Source organism: Arthrobacter mobilis, assembly GCF_012395835.1.
Lineage (GTDB): Bacteria > Actinomycetota > Actinomycetes > Actinomycetales > Micrococcaceae > Crystallibacter > Crystallibacter mobilis.
On sequence record NZ_JAAZSQ010000006.1, the window covers coordinates 44,169 to 68,891 of the forward strand.

A 24,723-nucleotide genomic window follows, 5' to 3' on the forward strand; every position below is an offset into this window, starting at 1 on the left:
GAGCAGGCTCCGGTCAAGTATCCGGAGCCTGCTCCGTTCCCCGGACTGCGTGGAACTGCGAATGGTTCGCAGGCGTCCTAGACTGGTAAAAGTCTCTTGTTAATTATTCTCATTTAGAGCCGATCGAGGTACCATGCGGCGCTTCCGCACCCTGAACATATCCTCCGGATTGACCGGCCTGGCCGGCGCTGCCGTGTTGTCCCTGGCACTGGCCGGCTGCGGAGCGTCCGGCACCGGAGCGGGGTCTGCATCCGGCGGGGCTTCCGCCGGAGCGGACACGATCAGCGTGGTTGCCTCCACCAATGTGTACGGGGATATCGCCGAGGTGGTCGGTGGCGATGCCGTCTCCGTGACCTCCCTGATCAATTCGGCGGCCCAGGACCCGCACTCGTACGAGGCAACAGCGCGGGACAGGCTGGCTGTCTCCGAGGCCGACCTGGTCATCGCCAACGGCGGAGGCTACGACTCGTTCCTGCAGACCCTGGTCGAGGCCACGGGCAAGGACCCCGAAGCTGTCATTACCGCCGTCGATGTCAGCGGCCTCGCATCCGCTGCCGGATCCGAGGCTTCGGGGCACGCCGATGGCGAAGCCCACGAGGAAGAGGGCCAAGGCGGGGAGCACGGGCACGACGCCGGTGTCAACGAGCATGTCTGGTACGACCTGTCCGCCGTCGGCAAGGTCGCGGACGCGGTCGCATCGAAGCTGGCGGCCATGGCCCCGGACCAGGCAGCGGAGATTGAGCAGAATGCGGCTGCCTTCCGCGAGGGGCTGGCCGGGCTCGAGGCCGATCGTGAGGCCTTGGCCAGGACCGTTTCCGGGACCGCGGTGGTCGCCACGGATCCGGTGCCGTTGTATCTGCTGGACGCCCTGGGACTGAAGAACCTCACGCCGGCGGACTTCATGGAGGCAGCCGAAGAGGGCAGCGACGCCTCGCCGGCGGCGCTGATGCGGACCGAGGACCTGGCCGCGTCGCCGTCGGTGCGGTTCGTGGCCTACAACGAGCAGACCGAAAGCAGCCAGACCCGTCAGGTGCGCAGCGCCGCGGAAAAGGCGGGCACCGCCGTCGTCGACTTCTCCGAGACACTTCCCGAAGGCCAGCACTACCTGGACTGGATGAAGACCAACCTGGAGAACATTGCCGCTGCCGCCGGAAGCGCCGGATGAGCACACCGGCCGCCAGCCTGCAGAACGCCTCGCTGTCCTTCGGGAACCGGGTGCTCTGGCATGACCTGGACCTGCAGATCAACCCGGGAGAGTTTTTTGCCGTCCTGGGCCCGAACGGTTCGGGCAAGACAAGCCTGATGCGGGTCCTGCTCGGTCTGCAGCCGCTGAGCCACGGCACGGCACAGATCGACGGCCGGCCGGTGGCCCGCGGCAGCCGCGACATCGGCTACATCCCGCAGCAGAAATCTTTCGCTCCCGGCACGCCGCTGCGGGCCAGGGACCTGGTCGGGCTGGGGGTGGACGGCGACCGCTGGGGCATCCGGTTCCGGTCGCGGGGCTTCCGCCGCCGGGTGGACGAACTGCTCGAGCAGGTTGGTGCCACATCCTACGCGGACGCGCCCGTCGGCCTGCTCTCGGGCGGCGAGCAGCAGCGCCTGCGCGCCGCACAGGCGCTCGCGACCGATCCGAAGGTGCTGCTCTGCGACGAGCCGCTGCTTTCCCTGGACCTGCATCACCAGCAGGCCGTCAGCTCGCTGATCAACCGCCAATGCCGCGTGAACGGCAGCGCGGTGGTGTTCGTGACGCACGAGATCAATCCGGTGATCGAATATGTGGACCGGGTGCTCTACCTGGCCGGCGGGCAGTTCCGGGTCGGCGCCCCGGAGGAAGTCATGACCACCGAGGTGCTCTCGGCACTGTACAACAGCCACGTGGAAGTCATCCGCAACAAGGGCCGGATCGTGGTGCTGGGGCTGCCGGATGCCACCACGCACCACCACGGCGCCGGGCAGGACGGGGAACAGTAGCCATGGACTTCAGCGAACTCTGGGGCGCGGTCTTCAATTTCCAGGACTACGCCGAGCTGCTGCCGCTGGTACGCAATTCCCTGCTGGCCGGGGCCGTGCTGGGACTGGTCGGCGGCATGGTGGGCGTTTTCGTCATGATGCGGGATTTGGCCTTCGCTGTCCACGGCATCGCCGAACTGTCCTTTGCCGGGGCTGCCTTCGCCCTGCTCATCGGCGCCAACGTCGTCTTCGGTTCGCTGGCCGGGTCGGTGGTGGCAGCCCTGATCATCGGGTTCCTGGGCGTGCGTGCCCGGGACCGGAATTCGATCATCGGCGTGGTCATGCCCTTCGGGCTGGGCCTGGGGATCCTGTTCCTCTCGCTCTACCAGGGCCGCAGCGCCAACAAGTTCGGCCTGCTGACCGGCCAGATCGTCGCGGTGGACACGGTCCAGCTGGGCCTGCTGACCGGCTGCTCGGTGTTTGTCATCCTGGCACTGCTGGCCGTCTGGCGCCCGCTCACCTTCGCCAGCGTGGACCCGGAACTGGCCGAAGCCCGCGGGGTGCCGGTGGGCAAGCTCGGCATTGCCTTTATGTTCCTGCTCGGCCTGGCCGTGGCCCTGTCCATCCAGGTGGTCGGCGCGCTGCTGGTGCTGGCGCTGGTGATCACGCCCGCGGCCGCCGCGCTCCGGGTGGCCTCCTCGCCGCGCCTGGTGGTGCTGCTCAGCGTGCTTTTCGCCATGGTCTCGGTGGTCGGAGGCATCCTGCTGGCGCTGGGCGGACGGATCCCGATCAGCCCGTACGTGACCACGATTTCGTTTGTGATCTACCTGGTTTGCCGGCTCGTCGGCGGATGGCGGCAGCGGCGCGGCCTGGACCGGAAGGCCGGCCCCGCACTGCCGGGAGTCAGGGTTACTGCCGGGGTGGAACGCCAGGACCCGGCTCCGGCGGCGAAGACGGCCCTGCGGGAGCGCCCGAATCCCTAGGCACCGCACTCCGGGCACAGCCCGAACATCTCGACCGTGTGCGCGACCTCGGTAAAACCGTGTTCCTCGGCCACGCGTGCGGCCCAGCGCTCCACTGCCGGCGCCTCGATTTCCACCGTCTTGCCGCAGTTGCGGCAGAGCAGGTGGTGGTGGTGGTGTTCGACGGCGCAGCGCCGGTACACGGCCTCGCCGTCGCCGCTGCGCAGCACGTCCACCTGCCCGTCCTCGGCCATCGACTGCAGGATCCGGTAGGTGGTGGCCAGCGATACCGAGTCCCCGCGTTCGTGCAGCAGCCGGTAGAGCTCCTGGGTGCTGACGAAATCGTCGAGGCTGTCCAGGGCATTGCCCACGGCCAGCCGCTGGCGGGTCATCCGCTGTTCGGCGCCGCGGCGGGGGCTCCGGGACTGGGCGGAGGGGATGGACATGTCTTCCAGCCTACCAGTCAGGCTCTGCGGCAAACCGGCCTGTCCGTCCAATCGAGTCCGCAGCTGATGCCCGGTTCGGCGGCCGAAACGGGCACCATCCGCCAAGCCGATGGGGGAGTCCCGGGGCGCTAGGCTGGGCTCATGCTGCTGACAAAGTACACGCACGCCTGTGTGCGGCTGGAGAACGACGGCGAAGTGCTGGTCATCGATCCGGGGACTTTCTCCGAAGTCGAGGAGGCGCTGCGCGGGGCCGGCACGGTGCTGGTCACCCATGAGCACGCCGACCACGTGGACCTGGACCGGCTGCCCGGCATCCTCGCCGCCGGCACCCTGCACGTCTACGCCCCTGCCCGGGTCGCGGAGCAGCTGCGCTCGCTCACTGCCGCACTGCCCTCCGGGACTGCGGACGGCACCGCCGCGGAGCGGATCCACACGGTGGAACCGGATGCCGGCTTCGAGGTGCCGGGCTTCAGGATCCGGACCTTCGGCGGCCAGCATGCGTTGATCCACCCGCTCATCCCGGTAGTGGCCAACATCGGCTATCTGGTCAACGAGACCGTCTACCACCCGGGGGATTCCTTCGTGGTCCCGCACGGGCTGACCGCGCCCGCGGTGCTGGTTCCCGTCCACGCGCCGTGGAACAAGGTGTCCGAGGTGATCGACTTTGTGACTGCCATGCGGGCCCGGCGCGCTTATCCGATCCACGACGGCCTGCTCAACGAGACCGGCCGCGGCCTGGTGGAAAAGCACGTCGCGTCCTTCGGCGCCCGGTACGGCACCAGCTACGAACATCTGGATCCGGGCCAGAGCGTGGACCTGGATGCAGTCCGCGAAGGATAGGCGCCGATGATGACGGCAGCGGCCGGCGGGCCGGGACAGGTGCTGATCGGGGCACCGGCCCTGCGGGAACGGCTGGCCTCCGGGGAACGGACCATCCTGCTGGACGTGCGCTGGGCCTTGGGAGATCCCCACGGCCGGGAACATTATCTCGCCGGGCACCTGCCCGGCGCCGTGTATGTGGACCTGGAGAGCCAGTTGGCGGCCCCGGGGTCCGCAGCGCGTGGCCGCCATCCGCTGCCGGACCCGGCGGCCTTCGAGCAGGCGGCCCGCGGCTGGGGCATTGACGACGGCGACACGGTCGTCGCCTACGATGCGGTGGGCGGCATGTCCGCGGCCCGGCTGTGGTGGCTGCTGCGTGACGGCGGCATGGCCCGCTGCTATCTGCTCGACGGCGGACTGGCGGCCTGGCAGGCTGCCGGCGGTCCGCTCGAGTCCGGGGACGTCCGGCCTGCCCCCGGCGCGGTCCGGCTGGTCCCCGGGCAGATGCCGGTCCTGGCGCTGGAGGACGTGGCGGACTTTGCCCGCACCCAGCTGCTGTTCGATGCCCGGGCCGCGGAGCGCTACCGCGGCGAGACCGAGCCGGTGGACCCCAAGGCCGGGCACATCCCCGGCGCCGTCAGTGCTCCCACGGCCGCGAACCTGCAGGCGGATGGCCGTTTCCTGCCCGCGGAGGACCTCGTTGAACGGTTCCGACGCCTGGGCGCGGGACCGGCAGGGACGGGTGCCGGGAAGCAGGTTGCTGTCTACTGCGGCTCCGGGATTACCGCTGCGCATGAAGTTGCAGCGCTCGCCCAGGCCGGCATCGAGGCGGCCCTCTATCCGGGGTCCTGGTCCCAATGGTCCAACCAGCCCGGCCTGCCGGTAGCCACCGGGAATGAGCCCGGCGGCAGCACCGCGGCCGGAGGCCAGTGGCAAGCCTCCGGCGGAGCAGGTAGCGTCGGAGCATGACTCTCGGCCGACCCGTTCCGCCGCCGCTGGGCGCGAACCTGACCCCGCAGCATGTCCGGCAGGCACCGGTTCAGCCCGGTGCCGGGACTTTGGTCCAGGCCTACGGCGCCACCTCCGCCGGCTCCGGCCTGGTCCCGCTCCGGATCGAGCGGCGGGCTGCCGGCCCACACGACGTCGAGATCAGTATTGCCTTCTGCGGCCTCTGCCATTCCGACATACACGCCGCTCGCGGCGAGTGGCGCGACCAGCGCTACCCCCTGGTGCCCGGCCACGAGATCGTCGGGCGGGTCACGCGCACCGGCGAAGACGTGAGCATGTTCGTTGTCGGGGACCTGGTCGGGGTCGGCGGACTGGTCGATTCCTGCCGGACCTGCGAAAGCTGCAATGAAGGGCTGGAACAGTACTGCGAAAACGGCGCCGTGGCCACCTACGGCGCCGTGGACCAGCGGCACGGCGGGGAAGTCACCCAGGGCGGGTACGCCACCTCGATAACGGTCGATGAAAAGTACGTGCTCCGGATGCCGGAGAGCCTGGATCCGGCCGAGGCGGCACCGCTGCTCTGCGCCGGCATTACGGTGTTTTCCCCCATGCAGTATTTCGGGGTCGAGGCCTCGGACGCCGTCGGCGTCGTCGGCCTGGGAGGGCTGGGCCACCTGGCCGTGAAGATTGCCAAGGCACTGGGCGCGGTGGTCACCGTCTTCACGACGTCGCCGGAGAAGGTCGAAGAGGCGCGGCGGCTGGGCGCCGACCGCGTGCTGCTGTCCACCGACGCTGCGGCTCTGGCGGCGGCCCGGCGCAGCATCGACCTGGTCATCGATACGGTTTCGGCCGAGCACGAGCTGGGTCCCTACCTGAGGACCATCCGGCGGGACGGGGCGCTGATCCAGGTGGGGCTGCCGCCGGGGGGCATGCCGCCGGTTCCGGTCGGCATGCTCATCGGCCGCCGGATCGCGTACGGCGGATCGATGATCGGCAGCATCGCCGAGACCCAGGAACTGCTGGACTTTTGCGCCGCCCATGACATCGCCGCCGAAGTGGAGCTGGTGACCGCTGACAAACTCAACGAGGCCTGGGACCGGATGGTGGCAGGGGACGTGAAATACCGCTTTGTGCTCGATGTCGAGTCGCTGAGCCCGGGGAAGGACCCGGACGCCCCGCAGGACCAGGCCCGCCCGGATACTGCCCATACCGAGGAAAGGAACGCATGAGCACGCTGTTCACCAAGATCATCGAGGGCCAGATCCCCGGCCGGTTCGTCTGGAAGGACCCCGACGTCGTCGCCTTCCTGAGCATCGGCCCGCTGGCCGACGGGCATACTCTGGTGGTGCCCCGGCAGGAGGTGGACCGCTGGACCGACGCGCCGGCGGAGCTGCTGGCCAAGCTGACCGCCGTGGCCCAGAGGATCGGCAAGGCCCAGGTGGAGGCGTTCGGCTCGGCGCGGGCGGGCCTGATCATCGCCGGTTTCGAGGTCCACCACCTGCACCTGCACGTCTGGCCGTCCAATTCCGAGGCCGAATACGACTTCAAGCGGGCGCAGCGGAACCCGGACCCTGCCGTCATGGAGGCCAGCGCGGAGAAGATCCGTGTGGCTTTGCGGGCCGCCGGCCACGGGGAATTCGTCCCGGAAGCCTAGGGCGCCGCTGCCGGCTCACACAGCCGGCAGCGGTCCCGGCGTCGCCGCGCGCCTAAACCGCAGGGGAGGAGGATGCGGCCCGGACGGCGGCAGCGACCATCGCCGCAAGGTCGCTCACGTTCCCTGCTGCCCACACGCCGGGCATTTCCGTCCGCCCCATCGGCCCGTCCCGATGAAGGTTCCCATCGGATGTTCCGTGAGCGTTCCGCCGCCGGCCTGCAGAGAGCGTACGGCGCCGTCGACGGTCCGGATATCGAGCGCGGCCAGCTGCTCCCGAGCCTCGTCGCCCGGGGCGGGCATCTGGTCGGGGAACAGCGCGACGTCGTCACTGAGCTGCCGGAACAGGAGGGCCTGGTGGATGCCCAGGGCGCTCGTGCCGAGGACGCCGATCCGCTGCCCGCGGACTTCCCAGCCATGGCAGTAGGGGCAATGCAGCGCACTCTTTCCCCGGAACTCCCGGACACCGGGCACGTCGGGGAGCCCGTCGGCCGGCCCGGTCGCGGCGGATCTCCGCGCCGTAGTGCTCTGCTTCCCGCCGTCCGGCAGCCGGCAGCTCGAGCGGCGGGATTGCATCCCTGCCGAGGACATTGTGCACGCCGGCGGCGGGAGCGTCCCAGGGGGACGGCTGCACTCAGGCCCGCGGCACCGCCTCCGATGACTGCGGCTTCATAGCTTGGTTCCGTACTCACGGAGTACCTCCTTCATAGCATCGCTCCGGCGGACGTACCGGGTCCGGCGTGATGCTGGGTGCGCTGGTCCGTGCGGTGTCAGGGACGGCGGGCCGCCCAGGCGGTCCGGGTGCCGCGGACCGCCAGGTCGCGGCGGCGCAGCAGCGCGTGGGGGCCGTCCTCCGCCAGGAGATGGTCGAGGGTGTCGAGGTCCTCGGCGCCCAGCCGGCCGTCGAGGGCGGGCCGGATGAGGCGCAGGTAGGCCTGTGCGTAGCGGCCGGTGCCCGGCGAGGCCTGGCCGGCCTCGGTGCTGAAGCTTCGCTGCGCGGCGATCTGGAAGCCTGCCTGTTCCAGGTGGGGCCGCCAGTCCGGGTGCCGGTTCCAGTCCGCCTGTGCCAGCGCCTCGTGGCAGCGTGACTCCAGTCCCGGCCGGCCCGTTCCGACGTCGTCGGGCAGGAACCGCGGCAGGGTGTCCATTTCGATCACGACCAGCAGGCCGCCGGGGTTCAGCGCGGCGTAGGCGTCGCGCAATACCCGCTCCGGGTCGGCGACCTCGTGCAGGGATGAGGCGGCCCACGCGATGTCCACTGCCCCGACCTCGGGCCAGGCGACGTCCAGGTCGGCCTGCACGACGCGCAATCGGCCCGCCAGGCCCTGTTCGCGTGCTGCGGCCCGGACCCGCTCGAGCATCACTGCCGACCTGTCGACCGCAACGACCGCAGCCGTTTCGAAACGGCGCGCCAGTGCCAGGCTGCCGGCACCTGTCCCGGCGCCCAGGTCGACGACGGTGCGCGGAAGCTCCGGCGCGTGCTGCCGGGTCCAGCCGGTTACCGCCGCCAGGTAGGTCGCGAGCACCTCTGCGTCCAGGTCCAGCAGCTCTGCGAGCCCCGCTGCATCGTGATGCGTGTGTCCTCCGCCGTACCGGTGGAGGCCGTGGTGCTGGTCGGGGGAGTGGTGGTGGGAGGAGTGCTGTGCCATGTCCTCCATGCTAAGCATTTCGTGCCTAACAGGCATACACTCTTGCTTATGACGCAAGAACTGCCCTTGGACACCGTGATCCGCCAGCGCATCCGCGGCCTGCGGCTGGCCCGCGGCTGGTCGTTGGATGCCCTGGCCGCGCGCTGCTACCTCAGCCCGTCCACCCTGAGCCGGATCGAGACCGGGCACCGCAGGATCGCCCTCGACCAGCTGGTGCCCATCGCCCGGGCCCTCGACACCACGCTCGACCAGCTCGTGGAATCCGCCGAAGACGAGGACGTGGTGATCCGGCCGCAGCCCAGCCACACCCGCGGGATGACCACCTGGCTGCTGTCCCGCGAAGGGGCTGTCCACGGCGTGACCGTAGCGAAGATGCGCATCACTCCCGAACGGCCCGCCGGAGCAGAGCAACTGGGCGTGCATCCTGGCCGCGAGTGGTTCACGGTGCTGTCCGGCACGGCGCGCCTGCGGCTGGGGGAGCGGACCATCCTGGTCCAGCCCGGGGACGCGGCCGAGTTCTCGACCATGGTCCCGCACGCCATCGGCGCCCAGGACGGTCCGGTGGAGATCCTCACCATCTTCGACCACGACGGGGAGCGCGCCCACCTGCACACCGTGGAGGCGGCCCCGCGGCCGTGACGACGGCAGCAGGTGGACGTCTCCGCAGGCTGCGCTCCCGGGCTGCGCCGCTCAGGCCGCGAGCGCCTCGTGCAGCGCAGCTCGGACACGCTTTTCCGAGACCGAATAGGCAGTGCCCAGTTCCTGCGCGAAGAAGCTGACGCGCAGTTCCTCGAGCATCCAGCGCACCCGCTGCAGGCCCGCTCCGGGACGCGAGCCGGGCAGCAGGGCCGCCACGGCGTCGTCATACTCATCCTCGAGCCGCTGCACGATGGCCATCTGCTGTCCGTCACGGGCGACGTTGGTGGGCAGTTTCTCCAGCCGGCGCTCGATCGCGGCCAGATAGCGCGGCAGCTGGCTCAGCTGCGCATAGCCGGTCCGCGCCACGAATCCCGGATACACCAGCTGCTCCAGCTGCGCCTTGATGTCGTTGAGTGCGCTGATCAGCGGCAGGCTGGTGCTGGACTTGAGTGCCTTCTGGATCCGGCGGGTGCTGGAGAGGATCTTTTCGACGACGGCGGTCACCGTGAACACCGTGTCGATCAGCTCCGCCCGCACCGTCTCGTACAGGTCGTTGAACTCGGTGGCGGTGAAGGGCAGCTGCGCCGGGACCAGCTTGTCGATGGCCGCCAGGGTGCAGTCGTCGATCAGCGAACTGACCGAACCATGCGGATTCTGGCTGAAGGTCAGTTTTTCGGTATTGTTCAGGTGCTCGAGCACATAGCGCTGCGGCGAGGGGATCCGCAGCGCGAGCAGCCGGATGATGCCCGAGCGCATTGCCGATTCCTGTTCGGCCCGGGTCTGGTAGATCCGCAGCCCGACGGCCTCGCCTTCATCGACGAATGCCGGGTAACCGGTGACCTTGTGTCCGGCTACCAGACGCGAGACCTGCCGCGGCAGCACCGACGGTGCGAAGCCTTTCAGCCCCGACCGTTCAGCGAGCACGTCGCCATTGGCCAGCACCATGGCCTCGGCACGGTCCCCTGTCGCCGCGGACAACCGCGTCCTGGTCCCCACGCCCGCGGCCTGTTCGGTAGCGCGCACGCCGCGGGGGCCGGACTTCGGCAGCGGTTTGACGGTCTGCGGGCTGGCCCCCAGCGACTCGGCGATGGCCCGGCGGGTGGCCGGTGCCAGTTCCTCCTGCAGCCGGGCCAGGTCCTTGCCCTCGCCCAGGATCCGGTCCTTGCCGTCCACCACCTGGAAGGTCATGCGCAGGTGCGGCGGCACGCTGTCCCAGTTCCAGGACCCGGGCGGGATGATGTGCCCCTTGAGCCGGCGCAGCACCAGTTCCAGCGACGGCTCCAGCTCATCGTTGGCGGGATCGAAGTCCGTGGACAGCACCGCGGCGGCGGCCCGGGCCACGTCCGGGGCAGGCACGAAGTTCTTGCGGACCTGCTTGGGAAGGGAGCGGATCAGGGCGGTGACCAGCTCGGCGCGCAGGCCGGGGATCTGCCAGCGGAACGGGGCCGGCTCCAGCTGGTTTAGGAACAGCACCGGGATCTTCACCGTTACCCCGTCCGAAGCATTCGGTGCCGCCCCCGGCGCGGTGGGGGAAAACTCGTAGCTCAGCGGCAGCTCGAAGGAACCTTGGTGCCAGGTCTTCGGGAAAGCGCTCTCGTCCAGATCCTCGGCTTCCTCGGTGAGCAGGGCTTCGGGGTCGAAGTCCAGCAGGGCAGGGTTGTCCTGCCTGGCTGCCTTCCACCACTTGTCGAAGTGCCGCTCGGAAACCACCTCCGGACCGATGCGCTGGTCGTAGAAGTCGAAGAGCGTCTCGTCATCCACGCGCAGGCCGCGCCGCCGGGTGCGGGTTTCCAGTTCCTCCACCTCGGCCAGCAGCTTCCGGTTCCGCTGGAAGAACTTATGGTGCGTTTTCCAGTCGCCCTCCACCAGGGCATGGCGTATGAAGAGCTCGCGGCTCAGCTCGCGGTCGATCCGCCCGTACTGGATCCGCCGCTGGGGCACGATCGGCACCCCGTACAAGGTGACCTTCTCGTACGCCATCACCGAACCCATCCGCCGGGACCAGTGCGGTTCGGAGTAGCTGCGCTTGAGCAGGTGCGGGGCGATTTCCTCGGCCCAGAGCGGATCGAACCGGGCTGCGACCCGCGCCCAGAGCCGCGAGGTTTCCACCAACTCGGCGGCCATCACCCAGTCCGGGGACTTCTTGAACAGGGCCGAGCCGGGGAAGATGGCGAACCGGGTGCCGCGGGCCCCGGTATATTCGCGCTTGCGCTCGTCGTACAGGCCGATGTGGCTCAGCAGCCCGGCCAGCAGGGACTTGTGGATGTCGTCGTGTTTGCCCACCGGATCCACGTCGCTGCCCGGGCTGAGCGTAATGCCCAGCGGCTTGGCCAGCTGGCGCAGCTGGGCGAAGAGATCCTGCCATTCGCGCACGCGCAGGTAGTTGATGAACTCATTGCGGCACAGCCGGCGGAAGGCGCTGGAGGAGAGTTCCTTCTGCTTCTCCTGCACGTAGCGCCAGAGGTTGAGGATGCCGGTGAAGTCCGAGTTCTCGTCCACGAAGCGCTTGTGCTTCTCGGCAGCCTGCTGCTGCTGCTCGGTCGGCCGCTCGCGGGGATCCTGGATGGTCAGCGCTGCGGCCAGGACCATGACCTCGCGGACGCAGCCGCGCCGGCCGGCCTCGACGATCATCCGGCCCAGCCGGGGATCCACCGGCAACTGCGCCAGCTGGCGTCCGACGGCGGTGAGGCCGGCGCGCTGCCCGGGCTCGGCCAGCGCGCCGAGTTCGCGCAGCAGGTTCACGCCATCGTTGATGGCCCGGGTTTCCGGCGGCTCGACGAAGGGGAAGGACTCGATGTCCTTGGGGCTGCGGGCCACGCCCATGGCCGTCATCTGCAGGATGACCGCCGCCAGGTTGGTGCGCAGGATTTCCGGGTCGGTGAACTCGCGGCGGGAAGCGAAGTCCTCCTCCGAGTACAGCCGGATGGCGATACCGTCGCTGACGCGGCCGCAGCGGCCCGAGCGCTGGTTCGCCGAGGCCTGGGAAATGCGCTCAATCGGCAGCCGCTGGACCTTGGTGCGGTGGGAGTAGCGTGAAATCCTGGCCGTGCCCGTGTCGATCACATACTTGATGCCCGGGACCGTCAGGGAGGTTTCCGCCACGTTGGTGGCCAGCACGATCCGGCGTTTGCCGCCGGGTGTGAAGACCCGGTGCTGCTCGGCCAGCGAGAGCCGGGCGAACAGCGGCAGGATTTCGGCCCCGGCGAGCCGGCGGTTGGCCTGCACGCGGGGGCGCAGCGCCTCGGCGGCGTCGCGGATTTCGCGTTCGCCGGAGAAGAAGATCAGGATGTCGCCCGGCGCCTCCGCAGCCAGCTCGTCCACGGCGTCGCAGACGGCGTCAAGCGGGTCCCGGTCCTCCTCGAGCTCGGTCGAATCGTCGTCCGGATCCACCTCCCCGGCGGGCAGGTTCAGCGGCCGGTAGCGGATTTCCACCGGGTAGGTGCGCCCGGAGACCTCGATGACCGGCGCCGGCCGGTCCTCGGTGCCGAAATGCCGGGCGAAACGCTCCGGGTCGATGGTGGCAGAAGTAATGATCACCTTCAGGTCCGGCCGCTGCGGCAGGATGCGCTTGAGGTAGCCGAGGATGAAGTCGATGTTGAGGCTGCGTTCGTGGGCCTCGTCGATAATGATCGTGCTGTACTTCTTCAGCAGCTTGTCGTGCTGGATCTCGGCCAGCAGGATGCCGTCGGTCATCAGCTTGATCCGGGTGGCTTTGCCCACCTCGCCGGTGAAGCGGACCTGGAAGCCCACTTCCTCCCCGAGGGCGACGTCCAGCTCCTCGGCGATCCGCTCGGCCACCGTGCGGGCCGCCAGCCGGCGCGGCTGGGTGTGGCCGATCAGCCCCTTCTCGCCGAGGCCCAGTTCCAGGCACATTTTCGGGATCTGCGTGGTCTTGCCGGACCCTGTCTCGCCGGCGATGACGGTGACTTGGTTGGCCGCGATGGCGGCCATAATGTCCTCCCGCCGTTCGGAAACCGGGAGGGCCGGGGGATAGGAAAGTGTCAAAGCCATGATTGGTACCAGTTTATCCGGGCCTGGAAACGCGTCGTGCCGGCCCGGTCACGGCGTCAGCTTGGACGGTTTGACGGCGGCGCCTGCGCTTCCCGCTGTTTTGTCTTGCGAAGGCCGGCCTGTCGTCTATGGTTGTCCTGACAATGGGCCACCGATTGGACATTGTGACCTGCTTCACAGGTAATATCGGTGAAGACGTTCCGCAGAAAGATCCTCCTGCCCCCACGCGACGACGCGGCATGGGCAGAGTGCGCCGGCCCCGGCTGCGGCGGAACATTTGCCGGACGGCCCCGGCGCCCGAATACCCGCGGCCGTGTTGAAAGGACAACGCATGAAACGTTCGAGAATGGCCACCCTGGGTGCCAGCCTGCTGGCCACCGCACTGCTCGCCACCGCCTGTGGTGGCGAGGGTGGTTCGCCCAGCCCGGCAGGTTCTCCCGGCGCGGCCGGCGGGGAGAGTGTCGATATTGGCATTACCCAGATCGTTTCCCATCCCTCGTTGGACGCCGCCCGCGAAGGGTTCAAGAAGGCGCTGGCGGACAACGGCTATGTCGGCGGCGAGAACGTCAACTACGACGAGCAGAACGCCCAGGGCGACCAGGCCACCGCCACCAATATCGCCGGCAAGTTCAATACCGACCAGAAGGACCTGGTCCTGGCCATCGCCACGCCGACGGCCCAGGCTGCCGCCCAGGCGATCACCGACATCCCCGTCCTGATCACGGCCGTGACGGACCCGGTTTCGGCGGATCTGGTGGACAGCCTGGAGAAGCCGGGCGGCAATATCACCGGCACCAGCGACCTGAATCCGGTGGAGGAGCAGCTGACGCTGCTGACCCGGATCGCCCCCGAGGCGAAGACCGTGGGCATCGTCTACAGCTCCGGCGAAGTGAACTCCCAGGTCCAGGTGGACCTGGCCAAGGAAGCCGCGCAGAAGCTGGGCCTGGAAATCCGGGAAGCGACGATCAGCAACTCGGGCGAAGTCCAGCAGGCGGCCCAGTCCCTCGACGTCGATGCTTTCTACGTGCCCACCGACAACAACGTGGTCTCCGCGCTGGAATCCCTGATCCAGGTGGCCGAGTCAAAGAAGATCCCGGTGATCGCCGCCGAGGGCGACAGCGTGGAGCGCGGCGCGCTCGCCACCGAGGGCATCAACTACGAACAGCTGGGCTACCAGACCGGCCTGATGGCCGTGAAGATCCTCAAGGGCGAGGCCGAGCCGGCCTCCATGCCGATCGAGACCGCTTCGGAGCTGGAGCGGGTGATCAACCAGGCCGCTGCCGGACGCATGGGCATCGAGATTCCGGCCGACGTGCTGGATTCCGCCGACAGGGTCATCAAGTAACGCCAGCAGGCAGCCCGATAAGAACTAAGGAACCAAACGCATGATAGTTGCGGTTGAACTGGGCCTGATCTACGCGGTCATGGCCCTGGGGGTGTACCTCACCTTCCGGATCCTGAATTTCCCCGACCTGACGGTCGATGGCAGCTTCACCACCGGTGCGGCCGTCGCAGCCATCAGCATCATCAACGGCGTACCGCCGGTGGTTGCCACCCTCGCGGCCTTTGCCGCGGGCATGGCAGCGGGCTGGGTAACCGGCATCCTGCACACCAAGGGAAAGATCAACGGGCTGCTTGCCGGCATCCTGACCATGATTGCCCTGTATTCGATCAATTTGCGGATCATGGGCAAGGCGAACCTGCCGCTGCTGCGGGAGGAAACCCTGCTTACGCCGCTGCGGGAGGCCGGGTTCATCGGTTCCGCCGTCGGCATCATGGTCTTTGCCGTCGTGGCGCTGGTCATCAAGCTGGTCATCGACTGGTTCCTGCACACGGACCTTGGCCTGTCCCTGCAGGCGACCGGCGACAACGAGCAGATGATCCGCAGCTTCGGCGTCAGCACGGACCGGACCAAGATCCTGGGCCTGGCCCTGTCCAACGGCCTGGTGGCGCTGTGCGGGGCCATGATCGCCCAGTACCAGGGCTTCGCCGACATCGGCATGGGCATCGGCCTGATCCTGGCCGGGCTGGCCTCGGTGATCATCGGTCAGGCGATCTTCGGCTCCCGGATCATCTTCGTGGCCACCCTGGCCGTGGTGCTCGGCTCGGTGCTGTACCGGGTGGTAATCCAGTTGGCGCTGCAGGCGGGCCTGAATCCGAACGACATGAAGCTCATCTCGGCCGTGCTGGTGGTCATCGCCCTGGTGCTGCCGCAGCTGAAGGTCTTCCGGAAAGTCCAGGGGCTTGCGAACATGAAGAAAACCCTGACGGGAGCAACCGAAGCGGCGGGGGCAAAGGCCTGATCATGCTGGAAATCAAGAACGTACACAAGACCTTCTTCGCAGGCACCGTCAACGAGCGCGTCGCGCTGCAGGAGATCAACCTGTCGCTCGCGGCGGGCGAGTTCGTCACGGTCATCGGCAGCAACGGCGCCGGCAAGTCCACCATCCTGAACATCACCTCGGGAAAGCTCCGTCCGGATTCCGGCACGGTCACCATCGACGGCCGGGACGTCACCCGGCTCGCCGACTACCAGCGCGCCCGGTTCGTCGGGCGGGTGTTCCAGGACCCGATGGCCGGCACCTCGCCGGAGATGACCATCGAGCAGAACATGGCGATCGCCTATGAGCGGGGCAAGCGCCGCGGCCTGGCGCCGGGGGTGACCCGGAAGAAGCGGGAGTTCTTCCGCGAGGAACTCAAGTCCCTGGAACTGGGGCTGGAGAACCGGCTCAAGGCCAAGGTGGGCCTGCTCTCGGGCGGCCAGCGCCAGGCGCTGTCGCTGCTGATGGCCACCTTCAGCAGCCCGAGCATCCTGCTGCTGGACGAGCACACCGCGGCGCTGGATCCGCAGCGCGCGGCGCTGGTCAGCCGGCTGACCGCGGAGATCGTCGAACGCCACCACCTGACCACGCTGATGGTCACGCACAACATGGAGCAGGCGCTGCAGCTGGGTACCCGGCTGATCATGATGCACGAGGGCCGGATCATCCTGGACCTGGACCGGGAGCAGAAGAGCCGGATGACGGTGCCGGACCTGCTCCACGAGTTCGAGAAGATCAAGGGCGCGGCAGTGGACGACCGCACCATGCTTCAGTAACTGCCCGCACATCCCGGAAGGGCCGCATACCTGCCGTATGCGGCCCTTCCGCTGTTCTGCAGGGGCCCGCGTGCTGGGCAAACCTGAGGGTGGCGCCCATCATGGAGGTCAGGGACGCCGCGGCCGCCGGCCGGGCGGGAAGGGGGAACCGGTGGCATTTGACGTTGCGGCGGAACTGCAGGACCAGTTGGTGTGGCATTGGGAGCACCAGGCCCGGCCGCGGCTGGATGGCCTGACGGACGAGGAATATTTCTGGGAGCCCGCCGAGGGCTGCTGGAACCTCCGGCACCGCGGCACCGGCCGGGCGCCGATTGCCGCCGGTTCCGGTGCGTTCACCATTGACTTCGCCCTGCCCGAGCCGTCCCCGGCACCGGTGACCACCATTGCCTGGCGACTGGGACACATCCTGGTCGGCGTCCTCGGCGTCCGCAATGCTGCGCATTTCGATGGTCCGCCGGTCAGCTACCAGGACTTCGACTACCCGGGGACTGCGGACGGCGCGCTGGGGCTGCTCGACGAATACTACGGCCGGTGGATGCAGGGAGTGCGCTCGCTGGGCACGGAGGGGCTCGACCGGGCCTGCGGCCCTGCCGAAGGCGACTATGCCGGCCGTCCCATGGCGGCCTTGGTGCTGCACATCAACCGCGAGCTGATCCACCACCTGGCCGAGGTCGCCCTGCTGCGCGACCTCTTCGCCCACCGCCAATAGCCTCCGGCCAAAACCCGTCCACAATGCAGATAATGCCCGTTTCCGACCCGGAAACGGGCATTATCTGCATTGTGGATGGGTCAGCGGAAGCGGGCCAGATCCGCGTAGGCGCGGCTGGGCAGGGAGTCCGCGGCCCAGTCCACGTGCGAGCGCTCGGCCGGGGAGTGCCCCAGGCCGTCCCGGGTGACCGCCCGGATGGTGCGGGCGACGACGAGGGTGATGACTGCCAGTGCCAGGAAGAGTTCCATACCGCCATCGTGCGCCTGAGTGGGACAAAAAAAGAGTGGCAGAAAAGACCATTAACGATAAAAAAGCGCCATAATGGAGGCATGCTGAAAAAGGTAGCCGTCCTGGTCCTTCCCGAGGCGTCGCCGTTCGAATTCGGCGTGGTCTGCGAGGTCTTCGGGATCGACAGATCGGACCGCGGAACAGGGGTTCCGGCCTTCGACTTCACCGTCTGCACCGAACGGCCCGGCACCATCGGCACCAAAACCGGTTTTTCCATCAACGTACCCCGTGGCCTGGACGCGGCCGAGGATACGGACCTGGTGGTCGTGGCCCCCTACCAGGATTCCGGGCCGCTCCCGCAGGCCGTCAAGCAGGCCCTGCGCCGCGCGCATGCACGCGGCGCCTGGGTGCTCTCGGTATGTTCGGGGGCGTTCGCCCTGGCCGAGGCCGGGCTGCTGGACGGCCGCCGGGCCACCACGCACTGGCGGTATTCCCGCCGGCTGGCGGAGGAGTATCCGCTGGTCGAGGTCGATGAGAACGTGCTGTATGTCCAGGACGGCCGGATCATTACCAGTGCCGGCACCGCTGCCGGCATCGATGCCTGCCTGCACCTGGTGCGCACGGAGCTGGGCGCATCCGTGGCCGCGGCAATCGCCCGGGACATGGTGGTTCCGCCGCACCGGGACGGCGGCCAGGCGCAGTACATCGACAGGCCCGTGTCCCTGGCCGGCTGCAACACGCTCAAGGATCTGCTGGTCTGGCTCGGCGAAAACCTCGGCCAGGATGTCAGCGTCGCGGAACTGGCCGCCCGGGTGCACATGTCCGAGCGGACCTTTGCCCGGCGCTTCCGGGCCGAAACCGGTGCGACGCCCGCGGCCTGGCTGAATTCCCAGCGGGTGCTGCGCGCCCAGGAACTGCTGGAGGAGTCGGACCTGGCGGTCGAGGAGATTGCGCGGGTGTGCGGCTTCGGCCAGGCGGTGCTGCTGCGGCACCATTTCACCAAGGTGCTGGGGATCAGCCCGGCGGCGTACCGGCGCACCTTCCGCGGCGTGCGGCCCATGAACCTGCCCCAGCACACCGGGACCTGACGACGGTGGGGCCACCCGTTCCGGCGGCGGAAACGTCGAAGGGCCCGAAGCCTTGCGGCTCCGGGCCCTTCACTGTCCTCTGCGTGCCCTCGATAGGATTCGAACCTACGGCCTTCTGCTCCGGAGGCAGACGCTCTATCCCCTGAGCTACGAGGGCGTGGCTTCGACCGGTCCACTGCCGGACCCGGTAAACCGGCGGCGTGTGCACTGATCTTCAGGACTCATAGAGCTTATCAGGTCATGGGCCGGGATACGAAAACGGCGCCCTCAGTAGCCGGTGAAGGCATCGGTGCGGATGGTTTCCGCCCCGGCCCGGCGCAGTTCCCGGCGGGCGGAGGTGACGAACTCCGGTGAGCCGGAGACGTAGACGGCCCGCCGGGGCAGGTCCGGAACGGACGCACGCAGCTGCTCGGCAGTGGGGAAACCGCCCGAGTGCTGGTGCTGCCAGCCCCGGGGCAATTCATGTGTATCCGGGGAAAACCCAGGGGCGAACAGCGTCACCGGAACCCCCAGCCGGGCCAGCACCTCCCGGTAGGCGACGTCGTCGGCCCGGCGGACCGCATAGACCAGCCGGATGTCCCGGCCTTCCCGGCCGTAATGGCTGCGCAGCTGGCTGATGAACGGCGTCAGGCCGATGCCGCCGGCCACCAGCAGGACGGGCCGGGACGTATCGGCGGGCAGCAGGAAATCCCCGGCAACGTAGGTTGCCTCCACGCGGGCTCCTGGCTGGAGCTGGAGCAGTTGGCGTTTGAAACTGCTGGACGGCTCGGACAGGCGCAGGCCGAAGGTGACCTGCGGATCCGACGGGGCGGAGGTGATGCTGAATACCCGCCGCCGGCCGCGGGCGTCCGCGGATGCATGCGGCAGGCTCAGCTCCATGTACTGGCCGGGGCGGAAGGCCACGGGCCGGGCGGGTTCGAAGCTGAACTCCTCGCTGGTGGCGGTCAGGGGCCGCCTGCCGCGGTAGGTCAGCACAATGCGTCCGCGCTGGCCGGCCAGGAAGGCCAGCGCATTGCCGGCCAGCAGCGCCAGCTCGGGCGAGTTGAAGACCGGTCCCACGTGGAAGGGGACGAAGGCCAGCAGGGCGACGACGGCGGCGCAGGCCAGCTGCTGCCAACGCCGCGGCGGCAGCGTCAGCGGCTCCGAGAGCATGAACCCGGCCAGGAAAACCACCGGATAGGACCCGACGGAAGTCCACAGCGCGGTGGCCGGATCCGTGCCGGTGGCGATCAGCCGGACGGATATGACGGCCACACTGACCAGCACGGTCATCATGCCCAGGGCCAGCTTGCGGCTGCGATAGAGGACCAGGAAGGAACCGAGCGCCACCACGGGCAGCAGTGCGGGAGTGGCAGCCCACCAGGTGGCCGCATTGGCTGCCATGAAGGGCAGGACACCGCTGAGCTGGGCTACCAGCACGGCCGCTGCCGCCGCCGGATTGAACACATGCCGGCCGCGCACCGCCAGCAGGAACTTGCTGGCACCGGCGGCCGCGCCGGCGAAAGCCAGGGACACGAGCATGCCGGGCTGGGCGTCCGGGAAGAAGAGGAAGAACAGCAGCAGCGCGGTGATCACAGCCGAATCCGGATGGGCGCGGACTCCGGCCAGCCGGGCACAGGCCCAGCTGCTGCCCAGCGTGGCCGCCAGCAGCACCGCGAGGCTGGCCGCCATGTCGGCGACCGTGAAGAAGAACACCCCGGCGGCCGACAGCACCAGGGCCTCGGCGAGCAGCGCCAGCAGGACCAGGACCACCAGCCGGTACATCGTGATGCGGCCCAGGAGGGCATCAAGCCTGGCACTCATGCGAACAGTTCTCCCTTCAAGGTTCCCCAGTATTCCGCCCGCCCGTCGGAAAAGATGCGGACGCAGGAAAAACCGGACAGGCACGGCTCCTGCGCCAGCTCCGCGGGGGAGGCGAAGAACAGCCCGGTGGCGACGCCGTCGGCCACCAGCGCCGAAGCGGCGGTGGCCCAGCTGGCCACCACAGTCTCCACCGCCTGTCCGGTGTGCGCGTCCAGGACATGGTGCAGGCCGTCCCCCCAGGCACGGCGGTTGGCGGCCGAGGCGGCAACAGCCTGGTCGGCCAGTTCGAGGACGCCGACCGCCCGGGAACTGTCGTAAGGGTGTTCCAGTGCCACCCGCACCGGCTCGCCGGTACGGATCAGCATGTCGCCGCCGGCGTCGACGATGCAGCGGCCGTATCCGCGCTCCCGCAGCACGCCCGCCACCAGGTCCACCAGCTGGCCCTTGCCGGCCGCACCGACGTCGAGCAGCAGCGGCGCGCTGGTGGCCAGGACCGGACCGCTCCAGTCCAGCCGCCCGTCCCAGGCCGGCGCGGGCAGCGGCGGTCCGGACGGAACCAGCGAGTAGTGCGCGTCGTAGCCCAGGCGCTCCAGCGAAGCGCCCACCAGCGGGGAGACGCGCCCGCCGGTGGCCCGGTGCAGGGCAGCGTAGACGGCGGCCAGGTCCGCCGCGTGCTGCGGCAGCCGGCAGGCTCCTGCCTGCCGGGCCAGCCGCGCCACCAGCGAGTCAGCGCGGAAACGGGACCACAACAGGCTGTAATCCTCGATGCAGCCGTCCACCGCCGCGCGCGTGGCTGCGTCCAGCGGATCCTCGGTGGCAATACACCACCGGGTCCCGACCGCCTCGAAGGACAGCTCGTGGGACAGCTCGCCGGACAGGCGGGGGAATCCGGCGCCGGGCACGGCTGCTACCGCGAGGCCTCGGCCTTGATCTGCGCCAGGGCGTCGTTGAAGCCACCGCTGGTCAGCGACGATCCTGCGACCTTGGAGACCTGAAGCTCGTCCACGCTCCTGCCCACGACCTGCGCGGCGATGCCGCTGGCGAACTCGCCCTGGAAACGCCGGGTGTTGGGGTTGGAGGGATGCGTCTGCGCCTCGACGGCGGTGACGACGCCGGACTCGAGGGTCAGCGTGATGCCGATGGTTTCGGTGCCGTTGGGGGACTGGTAGTGCCCGTCCGCCGAATAGGTGCCGTCGGCGTAGGAACCCTCTGCCGCCTGCTGTCCCTGGGCACCCGTGGCTGCGGCGGTCGGAGCGGAAGCAGCGCTGTCCTGGGCACCGGGCGCGCATCCGGCGGCGCCGAGGAGGGATACCCCCGCGGCAGCGGCGAACATATAGTTTCCGGTCCTGGTCCTGGCGGTTCCGGGTGTCACTGGCACTCCTGATGGTCGGGAAGCGGGCACGTGCACCACTCTACGGCGCGCGGGCCGTGCCCGGCCTTGTGGTTTCCTGTGGATGGCCTGCCGAGCCGCAGGTTTTTGCCGAAGGAGCCCGGCAGGACGGTTCGGCAGGCGGCCCGCGGGGCGGAATCTTTCAGGCTGTGCGGGCCTTTATGCTTAATGGGTGACTCCAGAAGAACTCTCCGCTGCCATTACCGCCTGCCTTCAGGACGCCATCGACGCCGGCGAATTCGCCGTCGAGATGCCCGGCGAGGTGCGCGTGGAACGTCCGAAGAACCGGGAGCACGGGGACTGGGCCACCAACGTGGCGATGCAGCTGGGCAAGAAGGCCGGCCTGAACCCCCGCCAGTTTGCCGAAATCCTCAGCGCCCGCCTGGTGCAGATCAGCGGTGTGGCCAAGGTCGAGATTGCCGGTCCCGGGTTCCTGAACATCACGGTGGAGGCCGGGGCCGCGGGCTCGCTGGCCCGCAGCATCGTCGAGGCCGGACCCGCCTACGGCACCAACGAGGCGCTGGCCGGGCACGTGATCAATATGGAATTCGTCTCCGCCAACCCCACCGGCCCGCTGCACATCGGCCATACCCGCTGGGCGGCCCTCGGGGACGCGATCGCCCGGGTACTGCGCGCCAGCGGCGCCGAAGTCACTGCCGAGTACTACATCAACGACGCCGGCAAGCAGATGGACAAGTTCGGCGAGTCCGTGCTGGCTGCCATCCACGGGCGGCCGACGCCGGAGGGCGGCTACCCGGGCGCCTACATTGCCGACCTCGGCCGCGAGGTGCTGGCCGCCCACCCGGACATCCGCGAACTCACCGACGCCGCGGCCCTGCCGGTGGTCCGGCACGCGGCCTACGAGGCGCAGATGGAGGACATCCGCAAGACGCTGCACGAATTCGGCGTGCACTTCGACGTCTACTTCTCCGAGCAGCAGCTGCACAGCACCGGCGCCATCCAGGCCGCCGTCGAACGCCTGCGGGCCCAGGGCCACATCTTCGACGAGGACGGCGCCGTCTGGCTGCGCACCACGGACTTCGGCGACGACAAGGACCGGGTGCTGATCCGGGCCAACGGCGAGCCCACCTACTTCGCCGCCGATGCCGCCTACTACCTGTCCAAGAAGGACCGCGGGTTCGAGGAGAAGATCTACCTGCTGGGGGCGGACCACCACGGCTACGTGAACCGCCTGAAGGCCATCGCCGCCTGCGCCGGGGACGATCCGGAGGCGAACATCCAGGTGCTGATCGGCCAGCTGATCTCGGTCAACGGCGCCCGGCTGTCCAAGCGCGCCGGCAACATCATCGAGCTGCGCGACCTGGTCGAATGGCTCGGCAAGGACGCGCTGCGCTACGCGCTGGCACGCATCCCGGCGGACTCACCGATGGCCATCGATCCGGAGGTGCTGAAGAAGAACAGCAACGACAACCCGGTCTTCTACGTCCAGTACGCCCATGCCCGCACCTGCGCTGTGGCCCGCAACGCCGTCGCTGCCGGTGTGGACCGCAGCGCCTTCGACGCCTCCCTGCTGGACCATGCGACCGAAAACGAGCTGCTGGCCAAGCTGGGCGAGTACCCGTCGGTGGTGGCCACCGCCGCGAAGTTCCGCGAGCCGCACCGGATTGCCCGCCACCTGGAGGTCATTGCCGGCGCCTACCACCGCTGGTACGACGTCTGCCGCGTGACCCCGATGGGCGAGGAACCGGTCGCAGACGTGAACCGCACCCGCCTGTGGCTCAATGACGCCACCACCCAGGTGCTGGCCAACGGCCTGGAACTGCTCGGCGTCAGCGCCCCGGAGCGGATGTGAACATGACGTCGACCTCTGCCCAGGCCTCCCCGCTGGCCCCCCGCTGGCTCAGCCGCCCCGACGATGCCAACGCATTGCGCCCGCAGCTGTGGGCGCGGGATGTGGCGCGCACCGACACCGGCGAACTCTCGGTCGCCGGTGTCGGTGTCGCGGACCTGAAGGCCCGGTTCGGCACCCCGCTGTTTGTGCTCTCCGAAGCGGACTTCCGCGCCCGGGCCCGCGAATTCAAGGACGCCTTCGACGACGCCTTCCGCGGACTGTGCGGGGGAGTGGACGTCTACTACGCCGGCAAGTCCTTCCTGTGCACCGAGGTGGCCCGCTGGGTGGACCAGGAGGGCCTGCGGCTGGACACCTGCACCGGCGGCGAACTGGCGGTGGCCGCGCGCGCCGGTCTGTCCGGGGACAAGCTCGGGCTGCACGGTAACAACAAGTCCGACGCCGAGCTGAACCGTGCCCTGGACATGGGCCTGGGCCGGATCGTGGTGGACAGCCTGGACGAACTGCAGCGCCTGGCGGACCTGGCCGCCGCCCGGGGCGAACGAGCCAATGTCATGCTGCGGCTGACCCCGGGTGTGCACGCGCACACCCACGAGTTCATTGCCACGGCCCACGAGGACCAGAAGTTCGGCCTCTCGATGGCCGACGACCCGGCGGACGGCAGCCCGGCCGGCGGGCGGGAAGGCAGCTCCCCGGCCGCCGTGGCCGTGGCCCGGGCGCTGGCCGCCCCGTCCATCAACCTGCTGGGCCTGCATTGCCACATCGGCTCGCAGATCTTCGAGCCGGAAGGCTTTGCCCTGGCGGCCGAACGGCTGCTGACCTTCCTTGCCCGGATCCGCCAGGACCACGGCGTGGACCTGCCGGAGCTGGACCTTGGCGGCGGCTACGGCATCGCCTACACCGAAGAGGACACCCCGCGCCCGCCGGCCGAACTGGCCCAGGCCATGGCCGGCGTCGTCCGCTCGGTCTGCGAACGGCTGGACATCCCCGTCCCGCGGATCTCGATCGAGCCCGGGCGGGCCATCGTGGGCCCGTCGACGTTCACGCTGTACGAGGCGGGCACCTCCAAGACGGTGAACGTGGACCTCGATGAGGGCGGCACCAGCCCGCGGCGCTACATCTCCGTGGACGGGGGGATGAGCGACAACGCCCGGCCGGTGCTCTACGACGCCGACTACTCGGCCGTGGTGGCCTCCCGTGTGACGGATGCGGAACCGATTATTTCCCGCGTGGTTGGCAAACACTGCGAGAGCGGTGACATTGTAGTGCGGGATGTCTATCTGCCCGCGGACGTGTCGGCGGGCGACCTGCTGGCCGTTCCGGCCACCGGCGCCTACTGTTGGGCCTTGGCCAGCAACTACAACTACGTCCCCCGGCCGCCGGTGGTTGCCGTCAGGGACGGACAGGCGCGCCTGATCGTCCGCGGCGAGACCGAAGACGACCTGCTGGCCCGCGACCTGGGCTGACCCTGGCCAGCGCCGAGAGCCCCGACGCGGCGGCGGCGCGATAACTTGTGCAAATTT

At 69.0% G+C, this 24,723-nt stretch carries 23 protein-coding genes and 1 tRNA gene; 15 read left to right on the plus strand and 9 right to left on the minus strand.

Annotation, left to right across the window (positions count from 1 at the left end; all coding sequences use genetic code 11):
• The first annotated feature begins 133 nt into the window (after positions 1 to 133).
• Genes HGG74_RS08225 through HGG74_RS08235 form a run of 3 tightly spaced genes read left to right on the plus strand, consistent with a single transcriptional unit; the run spans position 134 to position 2,933 of the window.
• Positions 134 to 1,165, plus strand: a complete 1,032-nt coding sequence (locus HGG74_RS08225) for a metal ABC transporter solute-binding protein, Zn/Mn family (RefSeq protein ID WP_168485874.1) — start codon at positions 134 to 136, stop codon at positions 1,163 to 1,165.
• On the plus strand, positions 1,162 to 1,971 hold the full coding sequence (locus tag HGG74_RS08230) for a metal ABC transporter ATP-binding protein (RefSeq protein WP_168485875.1): 810 nt from the start codon (positions 1,162 to 1,164) through the stop codon (positions 1,969 to 1,971). Before HGG74_RS08225 ends, HGG74_RS08230 begins: the two co-directional genes overlap by 4 nt.
• Positions 1,972 to 1,973: 2 nt before the next feature.
• Entirely contained in the window at positions 1,974 to 2,933 is a 960-nt protein-coding gene (locus tag HGG74_RS08235) for a metal ABC transporter permease (RefSeq protein WP_168485876.1), read from the plus strand.
• Here HGG74_RS08235 and HGG74_RS08240 read toward each other — a convergent pair.
• Positions 2,930 to 3,358, minus strand: coding sequence for a Fur family transcriptional regulator (locus HGG74_RS08240; RefSeq protein WP_168485877.1), 429 nt, complete (start codon positions 3,356 to 3,358; stop codon positions 2,930 to 2,932). The genes HGG74_RS08235 and HGG74_RS08240 overlap by 4 nt on opposite strands.
• A 141-nt stretch (positions 3,359 to 3,499) precedes the next feature.
• Here HGG74_RS08240 and HGG74_RS08245 point away from each other — a divergent pair, with 141 nt between their 5' ends.
• Genes HGG74_RS08245 through HGG74_RS08260 form a run of 4 tightly spaced genes read left to right on the plus strand, consistent with a single transcriptional unit; the run spans position 3,500 to position 6,779 of the window.
• Positions 3,500 to 4,198, plus strand: a complete 699-nt coding sequence (locus HGG74_RS08245; protein WP_168485878.1) for an MBL fold metallo-hydrolase — start codon at positions 3,500 to 3,502, stop codon at positions 4,196 to 4,198.
• Between the two features lie 6 nt (positions 4,199 to 4,204).
• Complete coding sequence (locus HGG74_RS08250) at positions 4,205 to 5,146, plus strand: sulfurtransferase (RefSeq protein WP_376766126.1); 942 nt, start codon at positions 4,205 to 4,207, stop codon at positions 5,144 to 5,146.
• A complete protein-coding gene (locus HGG74_RS08255; RefSeq protein WP_168485879.1) occupies positions 5,143 to 6,354 on the plus strand; it encodes an NAD(P)-dependent alcohol dehydrogenase in 1,212 nt (403 codons plus the stop codon). The genes HGG74_RS08250 and HGG74_RS08255 overlap by 4 nt, the downstream gene beginning before the upstream one ends.
• Positions 6,351 to 6,779 carry an HIT family protein gene (locus HGG74_RS08260; protein WP_168485880.1) on the plus strand — a complete coding sequence of 143 codons (429 nt, stop codon included), beginning with the start codon at positions 6,351 to 6,353 and terminating at the stop codon, positions 6,777 to 6,779. The genes HGG74_RS08255 and HGG74_RS08260 overlap by 4 nt, the downstream gene beginning before the upstream one ends.
• A gap of 114 nt (positions 6,780 to 6,893) precedes the next feature.
• Here the strand turns inward: HGG74_RS08260 and HGG74_RS08265 are convergent, their stop codons facing one another.
• Together HGG74_RS08265 and HGG74_RS08270 are read right to left on the minus strand one after the other, a co-directional pair.
• A complete protein-coding gene (locus tag HGG74_RS08265; protein ID WP_205761600.1) occupies positions 6,894 to 7,352 on the minus strand; it encodes an NAD(P)/FAD-dependent oxidoreductase in 459 nt (152 codons plus the stop codon).
• Positions 7,353 to 7,546: 194 nt separating this feature from the next.
• Positions 7,547 to 8,425 (minus strand): class I SAM-dependent methyltransferase, encoded by an 879-nt coding sequence (locus tag HGG74_RS08270; RefSeq protein ID WP_168485881.1) that lies wholly within the window; start codon positions 8,423 to 8,425, stop codon positions 7,547 to 7,549.
• 48 nt (positions 8,426 to 8,473) lie between these two features.
• On the opposite strand from HGG74_RS08270, the gene HGG74_RS08275 reads away from it, so the two are divergent.
• Entirely contained in the window at positions 8,474 to 9,064 is a 591-nt protein-coding gene (locus tag HGG74_RS08275; protein WP_168485882.1) for a helix-turn-helix domain-containing protein, read from the plus strand.
• A gap of 51 nt (positions 9,065 to 9,115) precedes the next feature.
• On the opposite strand, the gene hrpA is transcribed toward HGG74_RS08275, so the two are convergent.
• A complete protein-coding gene (gene hrpA, locus HGG74_RS08280; protein ID WP_168485883.1) occupies positions 9,116 to 13,075 on the minus strand; it encodes an ATP-dependent RNA helicase HrpA in 3,960 nt (1,319 codons plus the stop codon).
• A gap of 331 nt (positions 13,076 to 13,406) precedes the next feature.
• Between hrpA and HGG74_RS08285 the strand changes: the two genes are divergently transcribed.
• The 4 genes from HGG74_RS08285 (at position 13,407) to HGG74_RS08300 (ending at position 16,881) form a co-directional block, all read left to right on the plus strand.
• A complete protein-coding gene (locus HGG74_RS08285; RefSeq protein ID WP_168485884.1) occupies positions 13,407 to 14,420 on the plus strand; it encodes an ABC transporter substrate-binding protein in 1,014 nt (337 codons plus the stop codon).
• Positions 14,421 to 14,460: 40 nt separating this feature from the next.
• Positions 14,461 to 15,378 (plus strand): ABC transporter permease, encoded by a 918-nt coding sequence (locus HGG74_RS08290; protein ID WP_168485885.1) that lies wholly within the window; start codon positions 14,461 to 14,463, stop codon positions 15,376 to 15,378.
• A 2-nt stretch (positions 15,379 to 15,380) separates the two neighbouring features.
• Positions 15,381 to 16,172 (plus strand): ABC transporter ATP-binding protein, encoded by a 792-nt coding sequence (locus HGG74_RS08295; protein WP_168485886.1) that lies wholly within the window; start codon positions 15,381 to 15,383, stop codon positions 16,170 to 16,172.
• Between the two features lie 151 nt (positions 16,173 to 16,323).
• Positions 16,324 to 16,881 (plus strand): DinB family protein, encoded by a 558-nt coding sequence (locus HGG74_RS08300; RefSeq protein ID WP_312856788.1) that lies wholly within the window; start codon positions 16,324 to 16,326, stop codon positions 16,879 to 16,881.
• A gap of 80 nt (positions 16,882 to 16,961) precedes the next feature.
• Here the strand turns inward: HGG74_RS08300 and HGG74_RS08305 are convergent, their stop codons facing one another.
• On the minus strand, positions 16,962 to 17,129 hold the full coding sequence (locus HGG74_RS08305; RefSeq protein WP_168485888.1) for a hypothetical protein: 168 nt from the start codon (positions 17,127 to 17,129) through the stop codon (positions 16,962 to 16,964).
• Positions 17,130 to 17,210: 81 nt separating this feature from the next.
• Between HGG74_RS08305 and HGG74_RS08310 the strand changes: the two genes are divergently transcribed.
• A complete protein-coding gene (locus HGG74_RS08310) occupies positions 17,211 to 18,197 on the plus strand; it encodes a GlxA family transcriptional regulator (RefSeq protein ID WP_168485889.1) in 987 nt (328 codons plus the stop codon).
• A gap of 84 nt (positions 18,198 to 18,281) precedes the next feature.
• Here the strand turns inward: HGG74_RS08310 and HGG74_RS08315 are convergent.
• The 4 genes from HGG74_RS08315 to HGG74_RS08330 all read right to left on the minus strand — a co-directional run bounded on the left by HGG74_RS08315 (position 18,282) and on the right by HGG74_RS08330 (position 21,333).
• A tRNA-Arg gene (locus HGG74_RS08315) sits at positions 18,282 to 18,354 on the minus strand.
• Positions 18,355 to 18,464: 110 nt separating this feature from the next.
• A complete protein-coding gene (locus tag HGG74_RS08320) occupies positions 18,465 to 20,000 on the minus strand; it encodes a ferredoxin--NADP reductase (protein ID WP_168485890.1) in 1,536 nt (511 codons plus the stop codon).
• Positions 19,997 to 20,902, minus strand: coding sequence for an FAD:protein FMN transferase (locus HGG74_RS08325; RefSeq protein ID WP_312856789.1), 906 nt, complete (start codon positions 20,900 to 20,902; stop codon positions 19,997 to 19,999). Before HGG74_RS08325 ends, HGG74_RS08320 begins: the two co-directional genes overlap by 4 nt.
• Before the next feature lie 5 nt (positions 20,903 to 20,907).
• Positions 20,908 to 21,333, minus strand: a complete 426-nt coding sequence (locus HGG74_RS08330) for an FMN-binding protein (protein ID WP_168486007.1) — start codon at positions 21,331 to 21,333, stop codon at positions 20,908 to 20,910.
• Between the two features lie 229 nt (positions 21,334 to 21,562).
• Here HGG74_RS08330 and argS point away from each other — a divergent pair, with 229 nt between their 5' ends.
• Both argS and lysA read left to right on the plus strand, forming a co-directional pair.
• Complete coding sequence (gene argS / locus HGG74_RS08335; RefSeq protein WP_168485891.1) at positions 21,563 to 23,203, plus strand: arginine--tRNA ligase; 1,641 nt, start codon at positions 21,563 to 21,565, stop codon at positions 23,201 to 23,203.
• Between the two features lie 2 nt (positions 23,204 to 23,205).
• Positions 23,206 to 24,666 (plus strand): diaminopimelate decarboxylase, encoded by a 1,461-nt coding sequence (lysA, locus tag HGG74_RS08340; RefSeq protein ID WP_168485892.1) that lies wholly within the window; start codon positions 23,206 to 23,208, stop codon positions 24,664 to 24,666.
• Positions 24,667 to 24,723: the final 57 nt, after the last annotated feature.

Coding starts and splice junctions, on each gene's coding strand:
- hrpA (WP_168485883.1), bottom strand. CDS start 13,075: ATGGCTTTGACACTTTCCTATCCCCCGGCCCTCCCGGTTTCCGAACGG.
- HGG74_RS08285 (WP_168485884.1), top strand. CDS start 13,407: ATGAAACGTTCGAGAATGGCCACCCTGGGTGCCAGCCTGCTGGCCACC.
- HGG74_RS08275 (WP_168485882.1), top strand. CDS start 8,474: ATGACGCAAGAACTGCCCTTGGACACCGTGATCCGCCAGCGCATCCGC.
- HGG74_RS08305 (WP_168485888.1), bottom strand. CDS start 17,129: ATGGAACTCTTCCTGGCACTGGCAGTCATCACCCTCGTCGTCGCCCGC.
- HGG74_RS08265 (WP_205761600.1), bottom strand. CDS start 7,352: ATGCAATCCCGCCGCTCGAGCTGCCGGCTGCCGGACGGCGGGAAGCAG.
- HGG74_RS08230 (WP_168485875.1), top strand. CDS start 1,162: ATGAGCACACCGGCCGCCAGCCTGCAGAACGCCTCGCTGTCCTTCGGG.
- HGG74_RS08320 (WP_168485890.1), bottom strand. CDS start 20,000: ATGAGTGCCAGGCTTGATGCCCTCCTGGGCCGCATCACGATGTACCGG.
- HGG74_RS08295 (WP_168485886.1), top strand. CDS start 15,381: ATGCTGGAAATCAAGAACGTACACAAGACCTTCTTCGCAGGCACCGTC.
- HGG74_RS08240 (WP_168485877.1), bottom strand. CDS start 3,358: ATGTCCATCCCCTCCGCCCAGTCCCGGAGCCCCCGCCGCGGCGCCGAA.
- HGG74_RS08250 (WP_376766126.1), top strand. CDS start 4,205: ATGATGACGGCAGCGGCCGGCGGGCCGGGACAGGTGCTGATCGGGGCA.
- lysA (WP_168485892.1), top strand. CDS start 23,206: ATGACGTCGACCTCTGCCCAGGCCTCCCCGCTGGCCCCCCGCTGGCTC.
- HGG74_RS08260 (WP_168485880.1), top strand. CDS start 6,351: ATGAGCACGCTGTTCACCAAGATCATCGAGGGCCAGATCCCCGGCCGG.
- HGG74_RS08235 (WP_168485876.1), top strand. CDS start 1,974: ATGGACTTCAGCGAACTCTGGGGCGCGGTCTTCAATTTCCAGGACTAC.
- HGG74_RS08255 (WP_168485879.1), top strand. CDS start 5,143: ATGACTCTCGGCCGACCCGTTCCGCCGCCGCTGGGCGCGAACCTGACC.
- HGG74_RS08225 (WP_168485874.1), top strand. CDS start 134: ATGCGGCGCTTCCGCACCCTGAACATATCCTCCGGATTGACCGGCCTG.
- HGG74_RS08245 (WP_168485878.1), top strand. CDS start 3,500: ATGCTGCTGACAAAGTACACGCACGCCTGTGTGCGGCTGGAGAACGAC.
- HGG74_RS08310 (WP_168485889.1), top strand. CDS start 17,211: ATGCTGAAAAAGGTAGCCGTCCTGGTCCTTCCCGAGGCGTCGCCGTTC.
- HGG74_RS08270 (WP_168485881.1), bottom strand. CDS start 8,425: ATGGCACAGCACTCCTCCCACCACCACTCCCCCGACCAGCACCACGGC.
- HGG74_RS08290 (WP_168485885.1), top strand. CDS start 14,461: ATGATAGTTGCGGTTGAACTGGGCCTGATCTACGCGGTCATGGCCCTG.
- HGG74_RS08330 (WP_168486007.1), bottom strand. CDS start 21,333: ATGTTCGCCGCTGCCGCGGGGGTATCCCTCCTCGGCGCCGCCGGATGC.